Source organism: Paenibacillus sp. LBL (assembly GCF_029893715.1).
Lineage (GTDB): Bacteria > Bacillota > Bacilli > Paenibacillales > Paenibacillaceae > Paenibacillus_AQ > Paenibacillus_AQ glucanolyticus.
In genome coordinates this window covers 20896-39718 of the sequence record NZ_JARXYU010000024.1, presented here as the reverse complement: position 1 = coordinate 39718, position 18823 = coordinate 20896, and the positions used below count along the sequence as shown (strand labels likewise).

At 52.0% G+C, this 18823-nt stretch carries 14 protein-coding genes and 1 pseudogene; 14 read left to right on the top strand and 1 reads right to left on the bottom strand.

Annotated features, from left to right (window positions below; all coding sequences use genetic code 11):
* Positions 1-5: 5 nt before the first annotated feature.
* The 14 genes from M2277_RS29045 to M2277_RS28980 all read left to right on the top strand — a co-directional run bounded on the left by M2277_RS29045 (position 6) and on the right by M2277_RS28980 (position 17600).
* A complete protein-coding gene (locus tag M2277_RS29045; protein ID WP_280756239.1) occupies positions 6-1607 on the top strand; it encodes a response regulator transcription factor in 1602 nt (533 codons plus the stop codon).
* Positions 1604-3346 (top strand): sensor histidine kinase, encoded by a 1743-nt coding sequence (locus tag M2277_RS29040; RefSeq protein ID WP_036640235.1) that lies wholly within the window; start codon positions 1604-1606, stop codon positions 3344-3346. Before M2277_RS29045 ends, M2277_RS29040 begins: the two co-directional genes overlap by 4 nt.
* 235 nt (positions 3347-3581) lie before the next feature.
* A complete protein-coding gene (locus tag M2277_RS29035) occupies positions 3582-5270 on the top strand; it encodes an ABC transporter substrate-binding protein (protein ID WP_006207116.1) in 1689 nt (562 codons plus the stop codon).
* 142 nt (positions 5271-5412) lie between these two features.
* Entirely contained in the window at positions 5413-6453 is a 1041-nt protein-coding gene (locus M2277_RS29030) for an ABC transporter permease (protein WP_006207115.1), read from the top strand.
* Positions 6454-6505: 52 nt separating this feature from the next.
* On the top strand, positions 6506-7441 hold the full coding sequence (locus tag M2277_RS29025) for a carbohydrate ABC transporter permease (protein WP_006207114.1): 936 nt from the start codon (positions 6506-6508) through the stop codon (positions 7439-7441).
* A 166-nt stretch (positions 7442-7607) separates the two neighbouring features.
* Positions 7608-8624: an endo-1,4-beta-xylanase gene (locus M2277_RS29020; protein WP_280756238.1), complete on the top strand. Its 1017-nt coding sequence runs from the start codon at positions 7608-7610 to the stop codon at positions 8622-8624.
* A 194-nt stretch (positions 8625-8818) separates the two neighbouring features.
* Positions 8819-10909 carry an alpha-glucuronidase family glycosyl hydrolase gene (locus M2277_RS29015; RefSeq protein ID WP_280756237.1) on the top strand — a complete coding sequence of 697 codons (2091 nt, stop codon included), beginning with the start codon at positions 8819-8821 and terminating at the stop codon, positions 10907-10909.
* A gap of 233 nt (positions 10910-11142) precedes the next feature.
* Positions 11143-11466, top strand: coding sequence for a metal-sensitive transcriptional regulator (locus M2277_RS29010; RefSeq protein ID WP_006207111.1), 324 nt, complete (start codon positions 11143-11145; stop codon positions 11464-11466).
* A gap of 300 nt (positions 11467-11766) precedes the next feature.
* Positions 11767-11967, top strand: coding sequence for a cation transporter (locus tag M2277_RS29005; RefSeq protein WP_036640228.1), 201 nt, complete (start codon positions 11767-11769; stop codon positions 11965-11967).
* Between the two features lie 36 nt (positions 11968-12003).
* Complete coding sequence (locus M2277_RS29000; protein WP_280756236.1) at positions 12004-14436, top strand: heavy metal translocating P-type ATPase; 2433 nt, start codon at positions 12004-12006, stop codon at positions 14434-14436.
* Positions 14437-14505: 69 nt separating this feature from the next.
* Positions 14506-15150 carry a nitrite reductase gene (locus M2277_RS28995; protein ID WP_006207107.1) on the top strand — a complete coding sequence of 215 codons (645 nt, stop codon included), beginning with the start codon at positions 14506-14508 and terminating at the stop codon, positions 15148-15150.
* A gap of 452 nt (positions 15151-15602) precedes the next feature.
* Positions 15603-16034 carry a MarR family winged helix-turn-helix transcriptional regulator gene (locus tag M2277_RS28990; protein ID WP_036640223.1) on the top strand — a complete coding sequence of 144 codons (432 nt, stop codon included), beginning with the start codon at positions 15603-15605 and terminating at the stop codon, positions 16032-16034.
* Between the two features lie 20 nt (positions 16035-16054).
* On the top strand, positions 16055-16807 hold the full coding sequence (locus M2277_RS28985) for an SDR family NAD(P)-dependent oxidoreductase (protein ID WP_036640221.1): 753 nt from the start codon (positions 16055-16057) through the stop codon (positions 16805-16807).
* Between the two features lie 34 nt (positions 16808-16841).
* The gene (locus M2277_RS28980) at positions 16842-17600 is read left to right on the top strand and encodes an SDR family NAD(P)-dependent oxidoreductase (protein WP_280756235.1); all 759 of its coding nucleotides are present in this window, start codon (positions 16842-16844) and stop codon (positions 17598-17600) included.
* A 65-nt stretch (positions 17601-17665) separates the two neighbouring features.
* On the opposite strand, the pseudogene M2277_RS28975 reads toward M2277_RS28980, so the two are convergent.
* Positions 17666-18704, bottom strand: a pseudogene (locus tag M2277_RS28975) (LLM class flavin-dependent oxidoreductase).
* Positions 18705-18823 lie beyond the last annotated feature (119 nt).

The window sequence follows — 18823 nt, the reverse complement described above, 5'->3', positions numbered from 1 at the left end:
ATACCGTGCACTTGAACCGGGCGATATTGGTGGATGACGAGGTGTTTACGCGCAAAGGGCTGCTGAAGCTGATAGATTGGGAAGCCTGCGGCTTTCAAATCGTAGATGAGGCGGATAACGGCGAAGATGCGCTGGAGCTGATTGAACGGCTTCAGCCGGATGTGGTCATTACCGATATCCGCATGCCGGTGCTGGATGGACTTGAGCTGATCAGGCGAGTTGTCACGCAGGATATCGTGAAGCCTTATTTTATTATTGTAAGCGGATACGATGACTTTAACTATGCGCAGCAGGCGGTTCGTTACGGTGTACACGACTTCATTCTGAAGCCGATTGACGAGCTGGAATTCAGTAATGCGCTGGTCCGGCTCAGCGGACGGCTGGAGTCTGACCGCGAGGCACGCTTGCGAGAAGAACGTCTGTTGTCCGGCGCCTTGATGGAGTCGCTGATTATAGGGGAAGCGGATGAGGCGCTGCTGGAGGAATGGGAGCGGCGTCTTGAGCTCTTGCCCGAGGACCGACTGTTCTACGTCTTCGTCGAGCGGAATGACCTACCGCTATCAAAGGACGAGGGTGAAGCGGGCGGAGGCGAGTTCAAGGACCGGGTGGAAGAGGCGCTCCTTGCCGTCACGAATGGAGCTCAGCCCTTCTACTTGCATGAGCATCGCAATCGAATCGGCATCATCGTACCGGGGCGTATTCTGCAATCTTCTCAGGATTGTCAGCGGGAATTCGCCAGACGCATTCAACAATCGCTTTTTACTGATAACGATAGGATCTTTGTCTATTTCGGTCAACCGGTTCAGCAGCTGTCCCTTATCCAGAATGCCTATGAAACGGCCAAAGAAGCCTTGTTATACAAATACGTCTATGATGAGAGCGGCATCGTAATCCATGAGGAAGCCGCTCTGCATGCGCTGCAATATATCGGTCTGGAGGAGAGCCTCTACGAGCTGCTGCTGGAGCAGATCGAAGAGCTGCATTTCGCCAAGCTGGAGGAGACGATCACATTATTGTTTCAATCCTTCCAGGCGAAGCTGTATGCGCCTGAAGCCGTGAAGATGGCGATCAACCAATGCGTACTGGGCGTGGTGCGGGTGCTTAGCAGCATGGAGGGGGATCAGAGCCGGCTGTCCAGCCTGGAGCCGATGACCGAGTGGCATGACCGCAATCTGTCGCTGCGTGAGCTGAAGCGTCTGTTTACCGATTTTGCAGTTGAGAGCGCAAACTATATTTCACATCTTCGCAAGGAGCAGCACAAGGGCGGAATTCAGAAGATCCGGGCTTATATTGAGGCTAACTTTCATGAGAATATCAGTCTGAAGAGCATCGCGGGAAAGTTCTATATGAACCCGGTCTATCTGGGACAGCTGTTTAAAAAAGCATACGGCGTGTACTTTAATGATTTCCTGCTGCAGCTGCGCGTAAATGAAGCCAAGCGATTGCTGCGCCAGACGGACCTGCGCATCTATGAGGTGGCCGAACGCGTAGGCTTCGGCAACCCGGACTATTTTGTCACGCAATTCGAGAAGATTGAGCGGATGACGCCAAGTGAATATCGGAGCCGCTTGATGAAGGAGGCAGCGTCCGAAGGGACGAATCGATGAAGCCAAGCTTAAACAATGTCCGCCTGCGGGACAAGATGCTGCTGATGTATTTCCTGGCTGTTTTTTTGCCGATTCTGATCACCAACCTGATCTTCTATAATGTGACATCCGGCAGCGTGAGGGAGCAGCGGATCCAGGATATAACCGTAGCGCTTGAGCAGATGAAGAACGAATTCCGCCGAGAAGTCGAGGATGCCCTGGAGATCTCCTCGGTTTTCTATACGGACGTTCAATTGAACGAGATCGTGGAGACGGGATACGACCACCCCGCCGATTATATTGAGGCTTATGACAGCTATCTTCGCCGCATTTTGAATTCGGGCAGCGCCGTATACAACTCGGTCAGCGAAATTACGGTATATGTGGACAATCCGACCCTGCTGTATTCCGGGGGCATCAATTACATCGATGACAAGGTGAAGGAAGAGGCCTGGTACAAATTGATCGCGGGCAAGAACGTGACTCAACCGATCGTGATGCGCACGGGTGGAAACGGCCAATTGGACAGCTTCAGCATCATCCGGAGCATGAATTATTTCAACTCCCAGAATGACTATACCAAGTATCTCAAGATTGATATGCGGATGCCCTCGATCCGGCAGATTATGAGCAATCTGAACGTGCAGGGCAAGGTGTACCTGCTGAGCGGCGCCGGAAATATTGAATACACCACAGATTCGAACGTCAACGTCATGCAGGGCTCCGTGCCGTACAGCAGCATCGAGCATGAGGACAAGTTTCTGGAGTTTCGTACCGACAGCTTCACAACCAACAATCTGAACTCCTGGACGATGGTGGCGGTGACGCCTGAGGATGTGGTGCTGCGGGATGTCCAGCAATCCCTGCGGTTTGTCATTGTGCTGACCTGCTTGAACTTTCTGCTCCCCACCCTGGTGATCGTCTGGATTAGCCGTTCCCTAAGCGTGCGGCTGGTACGCATACTCAAGCATATGAAGAAGGTTAAGAACCAGAATTATGACACGATTGAAGAAGCGGAGGCGCGCGACGAGATCGGCCAGCTGACGGGTGAATTCAACCGGATGACGCTGCAGCTCGAAAGCTTGATCAATGACGTATACGTGGCGGATATCCAGAAGAAAAATTTGGAGCTGCAGCGAAGGCACGCGCAATTGAATGCACTGCAGAGCCAGATTAACCCGCATTTCCTCTTTAACGCCTTGGAGACCATCCGCATGCGGAGCCTGATGAAGGATGAGGATGAGACGGCAAGAATCATTCATAACATGGCCAAGATTTTCCGTAATTCATTAGTTTGGAAAAAAGATATGGTGACGCTCAAGGAAGAGGTGGAGTTTATCCACTGTTTCCTTGAAATCCAGAGATACCGGTTTGGGGACAAGATTGATTATACGGTCCACGCACCCGCAGAAGAGGGTCACCTGCAATTACCCAAAATGGCGATTGTTACCTTCGTGGAGAATGCCAGCATTCACGGCATTGAGCCGCTGAAGCACGGGGGACGCATTGAAGTGCATATCGTACGCGAGGGTCGATCGCTCATCTGTACCATTCAGGATAACGGGGCCGGCATGTCCGCGGAGCAGGTCGAACGCATCTGCCGTTATCTCGATACCGAGGATGAGATGGGGGAGCGGATCGGCATTCAGAATGTGATCTACCGATTGAAGCTGTACTACGGAAGCCGGTTCCGGTTTGAAATCGACAGCTCGCCGGGACAAGGCACTCGGGTCCAGCTGTCCATTCCCATCGAACAATAACGGCGGCAAATCCTGCTTGGCATTCCGGTTTGGAATGACCAGAAGCAGGATTTGTTTGTTGCAGGGAGAAACCTGCCCTGCATGATGCCCGTACAGCCTTTTTTTTCTGCCGCTGGACACAGTTCTATAGTTTTCTAAGTATCACCTAAAGATTGACGGGTGAAAATCGCTCAAGGGCTCTCTTATAATGAAAGTGCTTACAATTAAACAAGACCGAAAGGGGTAGGTCAAGAGCATGAATAAGAAATTTTGGATGAGCTGTCTGACCGTAGTCATGATGGTATCTCTTCTGGCAGCTTGCGGCGGAAAAGACAATCAAACCGCGGACAACACGCCGGCGGCTGGTGGCGAAGGCGAGAAGAAGGAAGAGAAGGTCACCTTCACGTATTTCAACGCAGCAGCAGGCAAGGACAAAAATACGAACGAAACCACCATCGGTAAGATCTTCGAAGATCAAACTGGCGTGAACTTTAAGATGGAGCATCTGGTAGGGGATGAGAACACGAAGGTGGGAACCTTCATCGCCAGCAACGATTATCCGGATGTCATCGTACCGGGGAACTCGATTGACAAGCTGGTTGGCGCGGGCGCCTTTATCCCCTTGAATGATCTGATTGATAAGTATGGACCTAACATCAAGCGTGTATACGAGCCGTATTACAACCTGATGAAAGCCGAGGATGGCAACATCTACTTCCTGCCGCTGAGCGCGGTGGTAGGAGAGTACACGTCTGCTCCAAACATTGAGCAGGGTGCATTCTGGATTCAACGACGTGTTCTGAAGGAAGCGGGTTACCCGAAGATCAAGACCTTCGATGAATACCTGGGCCTGATTCGCGACTACGTGAAGAAACATCCGGAGGAAGGCTTGACCGGGTACCTGGCACTGACAACACAGGATAAATTTTTTGCACTGACCAATGCCCCGATGCACTTGGCCGGATATCCGAACGATGGCGGGATCATCATCGACATGGAGACCCACGTAGCGAACGATTATGCGGACGATGACATTACGAAGCGCTACCTGCAGGAGCTGAACAAGCTCAATACAGAGGGGTTGTTTGATAAATCCTCTTTCGTGGACAACTATGATCAATACCTTGCCAAACTGACTTCCGGTAAGGTGCTCGGCTTCTTCGACTATCGATGGCAGGTAGGCCAATCGATGAATAACCTGCGCGAAACAGCCAACGCATCGGGTAACGACGATCTCGAATATATGGCGCTGCCGATCGTCTACGATGAGAATATCAAGGACCAGTATCTCGATCCGCCATCCTTTGTTAACAACCGCGGCGTAGGAATCTCCGTCAGTGCGAAGGATCCAGAGCGTATTGTGAAATATTTCAACAACCTTCTTACGGACGAGAACCAGGTTCTGTCGAACTGGGGCATCAAGGACGAGACGTATTCCGTTGATGAGAACGGCCGCTTCTACCGTACGGAAGAGCAGATCACACAGACGAATACGGAAGCCTTCCGCGAGTCGTTCGGCTTCAAGTACTTTGAATACAACTGGCCTCGTTACGGCAATGGCTCCACGCTTCCTGACGGTAATTCCGTCGGTGCAGGACGCCAGCCTGAGGTTGCCAAAATGTCTTATTCCGAACCGGATAAGAAGCTGCTTGAAGCCTATGACATCGATTCCTTCTCGCAATTGTTTGCGGCGCCGGATGATCGTCCATGGTACCCGGCTTGGAGCATTCCGATTGATCAGGGCTCACCGGCACAAATCTTCACTCAGAAGAAAAGCGATTTGCAGCGTAAATACTTCCCGAAACTGGTGCTTGCAAACCCTGCGGAGTTTGACCGTATCTGGAATGAATACGTGGGCGAGTTCAGCAAGCTGGATGTGAAGGGATATGAGGATCTGATCACCGAGGAAGTCGCCAAGAAAATCGCAAATGCCCAGGGACAATAATAGATGAAGGAGAGGCGAAGGGGGCGGACCACTCGGTAGACTTGAGTATCCGTCCCTCCTCTTCTATACAACAAGCTCGGCGCTGAGAAGTTGCCTGCTTCGAACTTAACGGTAAGGGCTTGGATAGGAAGGAGAAGAAACCGTGGATAAAGCGAACCCGATTGGACCTGCAGAGACGAAGGCGTTGCGAGAAATGCCGGCGGAATCGAAAGGTTTCTTCAATAAACAACGAAAAAACGATACTGGTTTAAATACCAGGCCGCCATCAGGTGAAAAAAGCTTCTTTCAAAAGCTGCTGCAGCAGAAGGCGCTCGTCTTCATGTCGATTCCTTTTTTGCTCTGGCTGTTTATCTTTAAATACCTGCCACTATGGGGCTGGACGATAGCGTTTCAGGATTTTAAACCTGCGAAGAAAATCTTTGATCAGGAATGGGTAGGTTTGAAGCATTTTACCTTCCTGTTTCAGGATGAGCATTTCCTTCGGGTCATGCGCAATACACTCGCCATGAGTTTTATTAACCTCGTGCTCGGGTTTGTTACCGCCATTGTGCTGGCGATTCTGCTCAATGAACTGCGTAATCTGATGTTTAAACGGGTCGTGCAGACGATCAGCTATTTGCCCCATTTCATCTCATGGGTGGTGGCGGCGAGCATTATCTCGACGGCTCTGTCCTCGGACGGCGGAATCATCAATGAGCTGCTGCTGTGGCTCGGTCTCATCAAGGAACCGATTCTTTGGCTTGGAGAAGGAGAATATTTCTGGGGAATACTCGGTGTTTCGGAAGTATGGAAGAATGTCGGCTGGAACACCATCATATATTTGGCAGCCATGACGATGATCGATCCCTCGCAGTATGAGGCGGCGGAAATCGATGGCGCCGGACGTTTTCAACGGATTTGGAACATAACCCTGCCGGGTCTGAAGCCGGTATTTATTATCCTGTTGATCATGAATATCGGTAACTTGCTCGAATCCGGTTTTGAACCGCAATACTTGCTTGGTAACGGCATGAACGTGGATTATTCCGAGAACCTGGATATCTTCGTGCTGAAATATGGTATTCAGATGGGGAACTTCTCGCTCTCGATCGCTGCAGGCATGTTCAAGACGGTGGTCAGCTTCATACTCTTGTTCACGGCTAATCATATCGCGAAGAGACTGGGCGAGGAACGATTGTTCTAAGCGTAAGCTTACGAGGACCGTTTTCCTTCAGAACACTTACAGGAGGATTCATATGGCGAAGACATCAGATTCACCACGAGCTCATGCCCGGTTCAAGTCTCCCGCGGACCGGATATTCGATACTTTGAACATTGTATTCATGATCTGCCTAATGGTGGTTACGTTGTACCCGTTCCTGAATACGCTCGCAGTATCCTTCAACAATGCGACGGATTCGGTAAAAGGCGGCATTTATCTATGGCCTCGGGACTTCACATGGGAGAATTACAAATATGTGTTTAACGAAGCAACCATCTTTCAAGCTACCTTCATATCCGTGCTTCGTACGGTGATCGGTACGATCACCTCCGTATTCTGCTGCGCCATGGTTGCGTATACGATCAGCCGTCCGGAATACGTGCTGCGCAAGTTCGTATCCATTGCTTTTATCTTGACCATGTATTTCAGCGGCGGTTTAATTCCGAACTTCCTGCTGATTCGCGAATTGGGCATGCTGGGCACCTTCTCGGTCTACATCATTCCGGGACTGATCGGCGTGTTTAACGTGATCGTCATTCGCTCCTTTATCGAAGGGCTGCCCGAAGGGATTCTGGAATCGGCCCGCATCGACGGCGCCGGCGAATTCACGACCTTTATGCGGATCGTGCTCCCGTTATGCGTACCCGTTCTTGCGACGGTATCGCTGTTCACGGCGGTATCGCAGTGGAACTCCTGGTTTGACGTATTCCTCTACAACTCTTCCTATACGGAACTGAGCACACTGCAGTACGAGCTGATGAAAATACTCCAGAACTCGAATTCCTCGATGAACTCGGGCAATGATTACGCAAGCCAGTTCGCAAGCTCGGAAAGCGGAGCGAACCAGGTCACGCCGACATCCATTCGGGCCACGATGACCATTGTGGCAAGTGTGCCGATCATCCTGGTGTATCCGTTCCTGCAAAAATACTTTGTGCAGGGGATGACCTTGGGCGGGGTAAAAGGTTAAGCTGCGGGAGCCGCTAAAGCTGTGCACCGTGCGCACTGCTTCCTGTGCGCACGGTACGTGGCCCGATGCATGCCTTGGATGACTGTCGACCAACCGGGATGCAGGTGGCATCACGATCATAAACCATCAATCTTGTTATTATCTCTAATTCAAGGAGGGACTGAATGTGACCAACCATCATCGTAGTGAACCAAAGCTGAAGGAAATGTTCGCGGATGACTTTCTCATTGGAGCGGCCGTAAACCCGCTGACGATCGAAACGCAGGAGGAATTGCTATCCTATCATTTCAACAGCATTACGGCGGAAAATGAAATGAAGTTTGTCAGTGTGCATCCCGCGGAGGATACGTATACGTTCGAGGATGCGGATAAACTCGCTGCCTTCGCCCGCAAGCATGGAATGAAGATGCGAGGCCATACGCTGGTATGGCATAACCAAACGACCGACTGGCTGTTCCAGGACAAGAATGGGAACATGGTGGATAAAGCGACGCTGTACGAACGGTTGAAGTCGCATACCGATACGGTCGTGAAGCGATACAAGGATGATATTTATGCCTGGGATGTCGTGAACGAGGTGATCGCGGATGAAGGAGAAGAGCTCCTTCGTCCATCCAAATGGCTGGAAATCGCGGGTCCGGAGTTTATCTCCAAGGCGTTCCAGTTTGCGCATGAAGCAGATCCGTCGGCTGTATTGTTCTATAACGATTACAATGAGTCCCATCCGAACAAGCGGGATAAAATCTACACGCTGGTCAAGTCCTTGCTGGATCAGGGAACCCCTATCCATGGCGTAGGATTGCAGGCACATTGGAATCTGTACGATCCTGGCCTTGACGATATCCGCGCAGCGATTGAGAAGTATGCATCGCTCGGTCTGCAGCTTCAGCTGACGGAGCTCGATGTTTCGATGTTCCGGTTCGACGACACCAGAAAGGATCTGACCGAGGCGCCGGAGGAGCTTCTGGAGGCTCAAGCCCAGCGGTATGACGAGATGTTTGGCATTCTGAAGGAGTATCGGGATCATATTACGTCCGTTACCTTCTGGGGTGCAGCCGACGATTACACCTGGTTGGACAACTTCCCGGTGCGGGGGCGCAAGAACTGGCCATTCCTGTTCGATGAGCTTCATCAACCGAAGCGTGCGTTTCACCGCTTGGTGGAGCGTATGGTCAAGTCGTAATTGCTTTTACAAGGATTCCTACATTCAATTTAATTACCATAGCTAATAGTATGAAGCGGCTGAGGCTGCCCCTCAGCTTGTCGTGCCGGTCCTTGTGGCCGGCATCTGTATTTTACTGCCTCAGGGCAGCAGGAACTAGTGGAGTGAGAAGCTGGGAAATCATTGGCCTTGCCCAAACGAAGGGGGAACTTACGTTGAACAGCACTTTATATAAAGCGTGGCTGCAATATGCGCCCATCGAGGATCGGGAGCTTGCTGCCGCCTACAGCAGGCAACTCGGCACCATTGTTGTGGATCAGCAGCAGTCCCGAGTTGCGAACGCGGCTGTCCAGGAACTGAAGCATGCGTGTCAATCCATGCTTGGCATCGTCCCGAATATCACCTCGGAAGCCTTGAACTCCTCCCATCTGGAGGTTCGTATTCATGTGGGGGCAACGGCAGCAGCCGAAGGAGCCGCAGAAGGGATAACCGAGGCTATGGATAGGGGCCGGGCTGATACACAGCTGGATCCGGAGGGCTTCACGCTGGTACATTCAGGCCAAGGGCAGCAGGAGAAGCTTGTCCTGATCGGGGGATCCGGCAAAGGTATATTATACGGGGTGTTTCATTTGCTGCGGTTGCTGGCCTCCCATCAACCGCTAACCGGTTTGAAGGTGGCTGATCAGCCTGTGAATCGTCTGCGGATGATTAATCAATGGGATAACGTCGACGGCACCGTTGAACGCGGATATTCGGGTCAGTCGATTTTTTACGAGAACGGGCGGTTTACCGACAATCTGGAGCGAGTGAGGGACTACGCCCGATTGCTGGCTTCGGTGGGCATGAATGCAATCTCCATTAATAATGTCAACGTGCATGAGATCGAGACGCGATTCATTACGGCCGAATATTTGCCAACGGTTGCGAAGGTGGCTGATATTTTCAGAGAATACGGGATTACACTGTATCTTAGCATCAACTTTGCGGCTCCGCTCCACATAGGGGGCGTATCCACCTCCGATCCGCTGAATGAAGAGGTTCGGCAGTGGTGGAAGGATGCGGCAAATGAAATCTACGATCATATCCCGGATTTTGGAGGCTTTCTGGTCAAGGCGGACTCCGAGCATCGGCCGGGTCCATTCGCTTATGGCCGGGACCATGCCGACGGCGCCAATATGCTCGCCGAAGCGCTGGAGCCGCACGGCGGACTCGTGATTTGGCGCTGCTTCGTATATAACTGCATGCAGGATTGGCGCGACCGCAGCACGGACCGTGCACGTGCGGCCTATGATCATTTTACCCCGCTGGATGGACGGTTTAAGGACAATGTGCTGCTGCAGATTAAGAACGGGCCTATGGACTTTCAAGTACGAGAGCCGGTATCGCCGCTGTTCGGCAGCATGAAAGAGACCAATCAGGTGCTGGAGTTCCAGGTTGCCCAGGAATATACCGGCCAGCAGCGTCATGTGTGTTATCTGGTGCCGCAGTGGAAAGAGGTGCTGGATTTTGATACCTATGCGGATGGGGCCGGGTCTGAGGTGAAGAAGATAACAAACGGCTCGCTGCATGGCATGAAATATAGCGGGATTGCTGCGGTGTCCAACATCGGGAATGATGAGAACTGGACGGGCCATACGTTGGCACAAGCGAATCTGTACGGCTTCGGACGGCTGATCTGGAATCCTGAATTATCCTCGGAGGGGATTGCAGAAGAGTGGACGAGGTTAACCTTCGGCAATGACGAGTCAGTTGTAAAAACGGTGTGCCGCATGCTCATGCAGTCGTGGCCGATCTATGAGAGTTATACGTCACCGCTCGGCGTGGGCTGGATGATTACACCGCATACGCATTATGGTCCGGATGTAGATGGCTATGAATATTCCCGGTGGGGTACGTATCACTTCGCGGATCGGGACGGCATGGGGGTGGACCGCACGATGGCGACGGGTACAGGCTACACTGCTCAGTACTTCGAACCAAATGCCGCTCTGTATGATTCACTGGAGGACTGCCCGGACGAGCTGCTGTTGTTCTTCCATCATGTCCCGTATTCCCATATGCTGAAATCCGGCAAAACCGTGATTCAGCACATATATGATACTCACTTCGAGGGAGCCGAGGCTGCCGCTGGACTGCTTGACGCCTGGACCTCGCTAGAAGGCAAAGTCGATCCGGAGCGTTTCGCTCAAGTGGCACAGCGGCTGGCCGATCAGGCTGAGCACGCCAAGCATTGGCGGGATGTAATCAATACGTACTTCTACCGCAAATCAGGCGTACCGGATGACTCGGGACGGATCATATATTAATTCGGGCGAAAATATAGGGGGGTGCCCCATCAGATATTCCATCTGATGGGGCACCCTTTGGTTATAGCGATCCACAGAACCATTCATGTATCGATTCAACGAAATCTCATCCGTTCGGATAACCTCATTCCATAAGCTGGGCTTTATAGGGTGGGGGGCTATATGATATACTAGGTTCAGGATAGATTAGATTCAAGATGAAGGAACGGGATTTAAAGGAGGGGGAAATGGGCATGACAACTGAGAACCATGTACATGATGCTTGTGCTGTAACCAGCGAGCGGAAGAGCCATCATTCCGATAAAACGAAAAGCAACCTCATCAGCCGGTTGAACCGGATCGAAGGGCAGATTCGCGGTGTGAAGGGCTTAATTGAGAAGGATACGTACTGTGACGATGTATTAAACCAGATTTCCTCGATCCAGTCGGCATTAAACGGTGTCAGCAAATTACTGCTGGAACATCATATGAAGAGCTGCGTCGTGGAGCGCCTTCAGGAAGGCGACGATGAGGTTATTACCGAGCTGTTAACAACGATGAATAAGCTGATGAAGTAACGGGGATGGGACTCTCAGCTGGAGAAGATCCGGTTGAAGTGAATAATGTATGGAGCTGCCACCTTCCGAAGGTGGCAGTATGTGTTTAGTCAAGGATGAATTCCGCACGGTTATGCGATGTATCCATGATATTGGAATTATTTTATAAAAAATCGATAATAACTGGTTGACTAAATATAGGGTAGGGGGGTATACTAACTTCAAGAAATAGAAATTACAAGTAAAGTTCAGCGGGAATCCGAATCGAGTTTCTTGGATGATTCATCAACAATAAAACCAAACCTAAAGGAGAGATTCAGAATGGAACAGGTAACCATGAAAGTAGAAGGCATGTCCTGCATGCATTGCGTGAATTCAATTGAAGGGGCACTGAAGCAGCAGAACATCGAGGGCCATGTAGACCTGAAGGCGGGCACCGTTTCCGTCAAATATGATGAAGCTAAGTTCAATCTGGAAGAAGTCAAAGAGATCATTGAAGAACAAGGGTACAACGTAGTTTAACCAAATGGCACGAGGATGAAGAGGGGTGAGGAGAAGATGGAAGCAGGAGCAACAATGGAGCCGAAGAAAACGTCGCTGCAGTTAACGGGCATGACATGTGCCGCCTGTGCGAATCGGATCGAGAAGGGCTTAAGCAAAATGGAAGGTGTGCAGGAAGCCAATGTGAACTTTGCGCTGGAGAAGGCATCCGTGACTTTTGACCCGAAGGTGGTTACCGTCCAGGAGATGGAAGAGAAAATCGAGAAGCTGGGTTACGGAACAGCCAAGGAAACGGTTGATTTGCAGCTGATTGGCATGTACTGCGCGGCTTGCGCCGCGAAAATCGAGAAGGTTGTAAGCCGGATGCCGGGAGTTAGCGAAGCGAACGTTAACTTTGCCATGGAGACCGCCCGGGTGGAGTACAATCCTGCCGAGGTTAGCCTTGGCGATATCCAGCAGCGGGTCGAGAAGCTGGGATATCAAGCCGTATCGAAACGGGAGACGCTGGATCAGGAAGGTCACCGCAAGGAGGCCATCACCAAGCAGAAACGGAAGCTGCTCATATCGGCCATTCTGTCTCTGCCATTGCTATGGGCCATGGTGAGCCATTTTTCCTTCACCTCGTGGATCTGGATGCCGGATCTGTTCATGAACCCTTGGTTCCAGTTGGCCCTGGCAACGCCCGTACAATTCTATATCGGAAAACAGTTCTACGTGGGGGCTTACAAAGCGCTCCGCAACAAAAGCGCCAACATGGACGTTCTCGTTGCACTCGGCACCTCAGCCGCTTACTTCTACAGCCTTTATCTAACGATCGATTGGGCAGCGGCCGGAGCGAGCGTACACCATGGGCCCGAGATGTACTATGAAACGAGTGCGGTTCTGATCACATTGGTGATTATGGGCAAGCTGTTCGAATCTATGGCGAAAGGCCGTACCTCAGAAGCCATCAAAACCCTGATGGGTCTTCAGGCCAAGACAGCCCTGGTCGTTCGTGGCGGACAGGAGATCACCATTCCGATTGAACAGGTGATGGCGGGAGATCTCGTATTGGTGAAACCGGGCGAGAAAATTCCGGTGGACGGGAAAGTAGTGGAAGGCACGTCGGCGGTGGATGAATCCATGCTGACCGGTGAAAGTATTCCTGTTGAGAAAAAAGCGGGCGATGCTGTCATCGGTGCCACTATGAACAAGAATGGACGCTTGACACTTGAAGCGACCAAAGTGGGCAAAGAGACAGCTCTCGCCCAAATTATCAAGGTGGTGGAGGAAGCACAGGGCTCCAAAGCCCCGATTCAGCGGGTGGCGGACGTCATCTCGGGAATTTTCGTTCCCATTGTGGTTGGAATTGCGGTGGTTGCCTTCCTCGTGTGGTTCTTCTGGGTAACACCGGGTAACTTCGCCCATGCGTTAGAGATTGCCATCGCCATACTGGTCATTGCTTGTCCATGTGCGCTGGGTTTGGCTACGCCAACCTCGATTATGGCCGGATCAGGCCGCGCGGCAGAGCTGGGCGTGCTGTTTAAAGGCGGGGAGCATCTGGAATCCACGCATAAAATCGACACGATCATTCTGGACAAAACAGGCACGGTCACCAAGGGTAAACCCGAGTTGACGGATGTTGAAGTGAACGACATTGACGAGGAGCTGTTCCTGCGTCTGGTTGGATCTGCGGAGAAGAGCTCCGAGCATCCGCTGGCTGAAGCGATTGTTGCCGGAATTGAGGCAAGAGGGACACAGCTCCCGGCTGTCGAGCATTTTGAAGCCGTTCCGGGCTATGGCATCCGTGCCAACGTGGAAGGACACGAGGTGCTTGTCGGTACACGTAAGCTGATGGCACAGCATAACGTGGCAATCGACTCGGTTCTGGCCCGAATGTCGGAGCTGGAGACCGAGGGCAAGACGGCTATGCTTACCGCGGTAGATGGCCGATATGCCGGTCTGGTGGCCGTGGCGGATACCATTAAAGAGACGTCCCGGGCAGCCGTAGCCAGACTGAAGCAAATGGGCATTGAAGTGATCATGATTACCGGTGACAACGAACGCACGGCTCAAGCCATTGCGAAGCAGGTGGGCATTGACCATGTTCTTGCTGAAGTGCTGCCGGAAGGTAAAGCGGACGAAGTGAAGAAGCTCCAGCAGCAGGGCAAGAAGGTCGCCATGGTTGGCGACGGCATTAATGATGCGCCGGCACTTGCCGTTGCCGATATCGGCATGGCTATCGGGACAGGTACGGATGTGGCGATGGAAGCCGCGGACGTTACGCTGATGAAGGGTGATCTGAACAGCATTCCGGATGCCATCTATATGAGCCGCAAAACGATGAGCAACATTCGTCAGAACCTGTTCTGGGCGCTCGGTTATAACTCGCTTGGCATTCCGATTGCCGCCATCGGTCTTCTGGCACCTTGGGTGGCCGGGGCCGCCATGGCACTCAGCTCCGTATCGGTTGTGCTGAACGCCCTTCGTCTGCAGCGCATGAAGGTGTAACGGCAACGGATGAAGGATATTCGTAGAGCAAGGAAAAGATACTATGGTGACTTGATGGGAGTGTAGACATTGGCATCGCAAAAGTTTGCCGTAACCCCCGGCTTTGAAGTGGGCGGGACGCTGTTCCGCCCGCAGCAGCTGGCGGTACTGGGCTCCATCGTAGGTGAGGATGCCCGCATAGAGATGACAACCTTTAAGCAGCTGTACGTGGAGATGGATGAAGAGCGGGCGGAGGAGGCGAAGGCGAAGCTGGTGGCCGCAGGCCTTCAAGTTCATCCTGCCGGTTTTGTCTCCAAGAGCCTGATTACCTGTAATTTTTGCCGGGGAGCAGAGGATTCGGGCCTGGATGTTGCAGCTATGCTGGATGAAGTTATATCCGATCATCCGGTACCCAATCCCCTGAAAATCGGGTACGCCGGCTGTGCGCTGGGAACGAGCGAGCCCCTGCTTAAAGATATTGCCGTCATCAAGATGAGGGATGCCTTTGATCTCTATGTTGGCGGAGAGCCAAGGGGATTGAAGGCTGCTCTGGCGAAGCCGCTGCACACGGATTTGAAGGCTGAGCAGTTGGCGCCGATCATCTTGAAGCTGATAACCATTTATCAGGAGAACGGGAAGAAGAAAGAGAAGTTCTCGCGGTTTGTGGACCGCATGACACTCGATTACCTGCAGGAAGCAACGCTTCATGAGCGGATGGATACCGCTGCTGGATAACCGACCGGTTCAGAGTAGGCATCACCTTAGGTGGTGCCTTTTTTGGTGCAGGATGAGGTCAACCAGAAACATAATGCTATGCTGAAAGATAGTGCTGATCAGAGACATAACGCCAAGTCGAAACATAACAGCGAGTAGATAGCCTCCGCAAGAGCTGCCTAACACCTAACGGGATACTCCGAAATGGGGATGGATATACTTTTTAAAAGCACCGGGAGGTGCTTTTTTTATCTATCAGAACCTGAATCTGAATCGAAATACAGCAATTGAAATCATGGAAATAACAACCAAATCGGGCATTTTATCGCGGTTGACGAGCTATGTGAAAGGGTATACAATTTAATTGTTAAAAGATTTTAACTATTTAAATTTGTAATATATAACGATGACGGACTTCGTCAGCACCGAGGAGATGAATACTGATACTGGATAAGCGGGAACAACTATCGAACATGATGGCTCGTCAGATGATGACACTTGTGGCGAACTATGCCAAGATCTTGGACAACGATTTGACAGCTCCTCAGTACTTCGTGCTCCAGACCTTGGCTTACGAGGGGCAGCAGACCAGCTCGTATTTTGCCAATGCTTTGAATGTTACACTCTCTGCTGTGACCAATTTAAGCAATAAGCTGGTCAGCAAAGGTTACATTGAGCGAGTGGCTTCAAGCACGGACAGGCGTCAGGTCTATCTTAAGATTACGGAGCAGGGCCGTGAAGTGGAGGCCCGAATGATTGCGAAGTACCGTGAATTGAACGAAGGTTTATGGTCGGATTTCTCGGATCAGGAGATGGATGTGCTGATCGCCTCGTACGAGAAGATGATTGAGCATTTGCAGCTTAAGATCAGTCAATCCAAGGCGGAAGACGGGTCCAATGACTAACAATTTCAGGAGGTATTCCTATGGGAAGATTAGATAATAAAGTAGCGGTGATTACGGGTGCAGCAGGCGGTATGGGTAAAGCTGACGCTCTTTTATTTGCGCAAGAGGGAGCCAAGGTGGCCATCACGGATCTTCAGGAAGACAAGATCAAAGACGTGGTTGCCGAGATTGAAGCGCTTGGCGGCGAAGCCATCGGATTGAAGCACAACGTGGCTTCCGAAGAAGACTGGATTCGCGTCGTGGACGAGACGATGAAGAAGTTTGGCAAGATCGATATCCTGGTCAACAATGCCGGTATCTCCAATGCTACGCCGTTCATGGATTTGACGGTGGAAGGCTGGGAGAAAACAATGACCATTAATGTGACGAGCATTTTTCTTGGCCAAAAATATGTCATCCCGCACATGATCGAAGCCGGCGGCGGTTCCATCGTCAACATCTCCTCCATTGCCGGTCTGACCGGCGGCAGCGGCGCAGGTCCCTACACGGCGAGTAAAGGCGCTGTACGTATGCTGACCAAAGCTACGGCTGTTGACTACGCGAAGCACAACATCCGCTGCAACTCGATTCACCCCGGATTTATTGAGACTCCAATGACCGTTGATATGTTCAAGGATGAACAGATGACGCAGTGGTTCCAATCCCAGACTCCGCTTCCACGCCTGGGCAAAGCGGAAGACATCGCGCGCGGTGTATTGTTCCTGGCTTCCGACGAATCTTCTTACATCACCGGCGTTGAGCTGCCGATTGACGGCGGATATTACGCGAAGTAAATCACTATAGATTTCAACAGGGGAGTGTTGATACATGTCCGATAACCAAACAATTGCTGTCATCACGGGTGCAGCCAGCGGAATCGGTAGAGCCAGCAGCTTGAAATTGGTAGAGAATGGCGCAACGGTTGTGCTGGTCGATTTCAACAAGGAAGCCGGTGAAGAAACGCTGCGCATGATTAAGGAGCGGGGCGGGGACGGCATTTTCGTGCAAGCCGATGTGACCAAGACCGAGGATGTTCAGAACTATGTGAACAAGGCAGTTGAAAGCTACGGCAGAATTGACTTCTTCTTCAACAATGCAGGGATCGTGCAGAAGTTCTCGATGCTGGACGATATTGACGAGAACGAGTTTGACCGTCAAATGTCCGTGAATGTAAAGGGCTGCTTCCTCGGCATGAAGTATGTCCTGAAAGTGATGAAGGAGCAGGGCAGCGGGCATATTGTCAATACCGCTTCGACAGCGGGTATTCGCAGTGAGCATAGTGCTGCCGCTTATTCGGCAAGCAAGCATGCGGTGGTCGGCTTGACGAAGGCCGCAGCACTGGAATACGTCAAGATGGGCATTCGCGTGAACGCGATCTGTCCAGGCGGCGTTCAGACCCCGCTTACCGCAGCGGTGGCCAAGTCCTTCACGGAAGGCGGGTACGTGCCGGAAGAGATTGGCAACATGCGGATGGGTCGTCCGGCTGAGGCGGATGAAATTGCCGACGTGGTAGCTTTCCTGGCTTCCCAGGGCTCCAGTTATATGACAGGATCCCTGGTGACCATTGATGGCGGGCTGACGCTATAAAAAAAAGAGAAAGACCAGTTAAGCACCGGGTTCCGGGCTTAACTGGTCTTTTTGGATAAGGGCTTTTATTTGATGCCGACGGCATCCGCCAGCAGCTCATAAGAGTGCAGACGCGCCTTATGATCATAGATCGCGGCGGCAACAATGATCTCGTCCGCGTTTGTTGTTTGCTGGAACTGCTCCAGCTGCGCACGGACGGTGGCCGGGCTGCCGATCGCGGAGAAGCTGAGCTGGCGCTTCACAATGGCCTGCTCCTGCAGGTTCCACAGATCATCCATGCTGTCTACCGGCGGACTCAGCTGGCCGGTGCGGCCCCGGATGATGTTCAGGAACTGCTGGTACGGCGATGTGGCAAGGCGCTGCGCTTCCTCATCCGTGTCCGCACAGATCACGTTCACGCCGATCATGGCGTACGGCTTGCTTAACTCGGAAGAAGGCCGGAAGCTGCTTGCGGTACAAATCCAGCGCAGGCATCAGATAATCCGGGGCGAAATGGCTCGCAAATGAGAATGGAAGCCCCAGCTGTCCTGCCAGCTGGGCACTGAATCCGCTGGAGCCGAGCAGCCAGATCGGAACATGCAAGCCTTCACCGGGAATCGCCCGAATGCGCATGGACGAGCCGGAGGTGGGCTGGAAGTAATTTCGGAGCTCGCCGAGACGATCAGGGAAATCCTGGCCATCACTGCCGGGTCCGCGGCGGAGTGCCCGGGAGGTTAGCTGATCCGATCCCGGCGCACGGCCAAGACCGAGGTCGATCCGGCCCGGGTAGAGCGACTCCAGTGTACCGAATTGCTCGGCAATGACAAGCGGTGCATGGTTGGGCAGCATAATTCCGCCGGATCCCACGCGAATGGTGTTGGTGCCTCCAGCGACATGCCCAATGACCACGGATGTGGCAGAGCTGGCAATCCCGGGCATGTTGTGATGTTCGGCAAGCCAGTAACGGTTGTAACCCCATTTCTCGGCATGCTGGGCAAGATCAAGCGTATTCCGCAGCGAATGTGCAGCGGTGCTGCCCGCTGTAATCGGTGCGAGATCCAGAATGGATAGAGGGATATTGCGGAGCGCTTTAGGCGCTGTATGATCAAGATGTGGTTCTGTCATATTGGTATGACCTCCTTATGCGTACGTAGTGCACGGTGAGTGAAATTATATAGATAACCGATAATGGTACATTAACAGTTGGAGATGGCATCTCTATATAACCCATATTATATACCTAC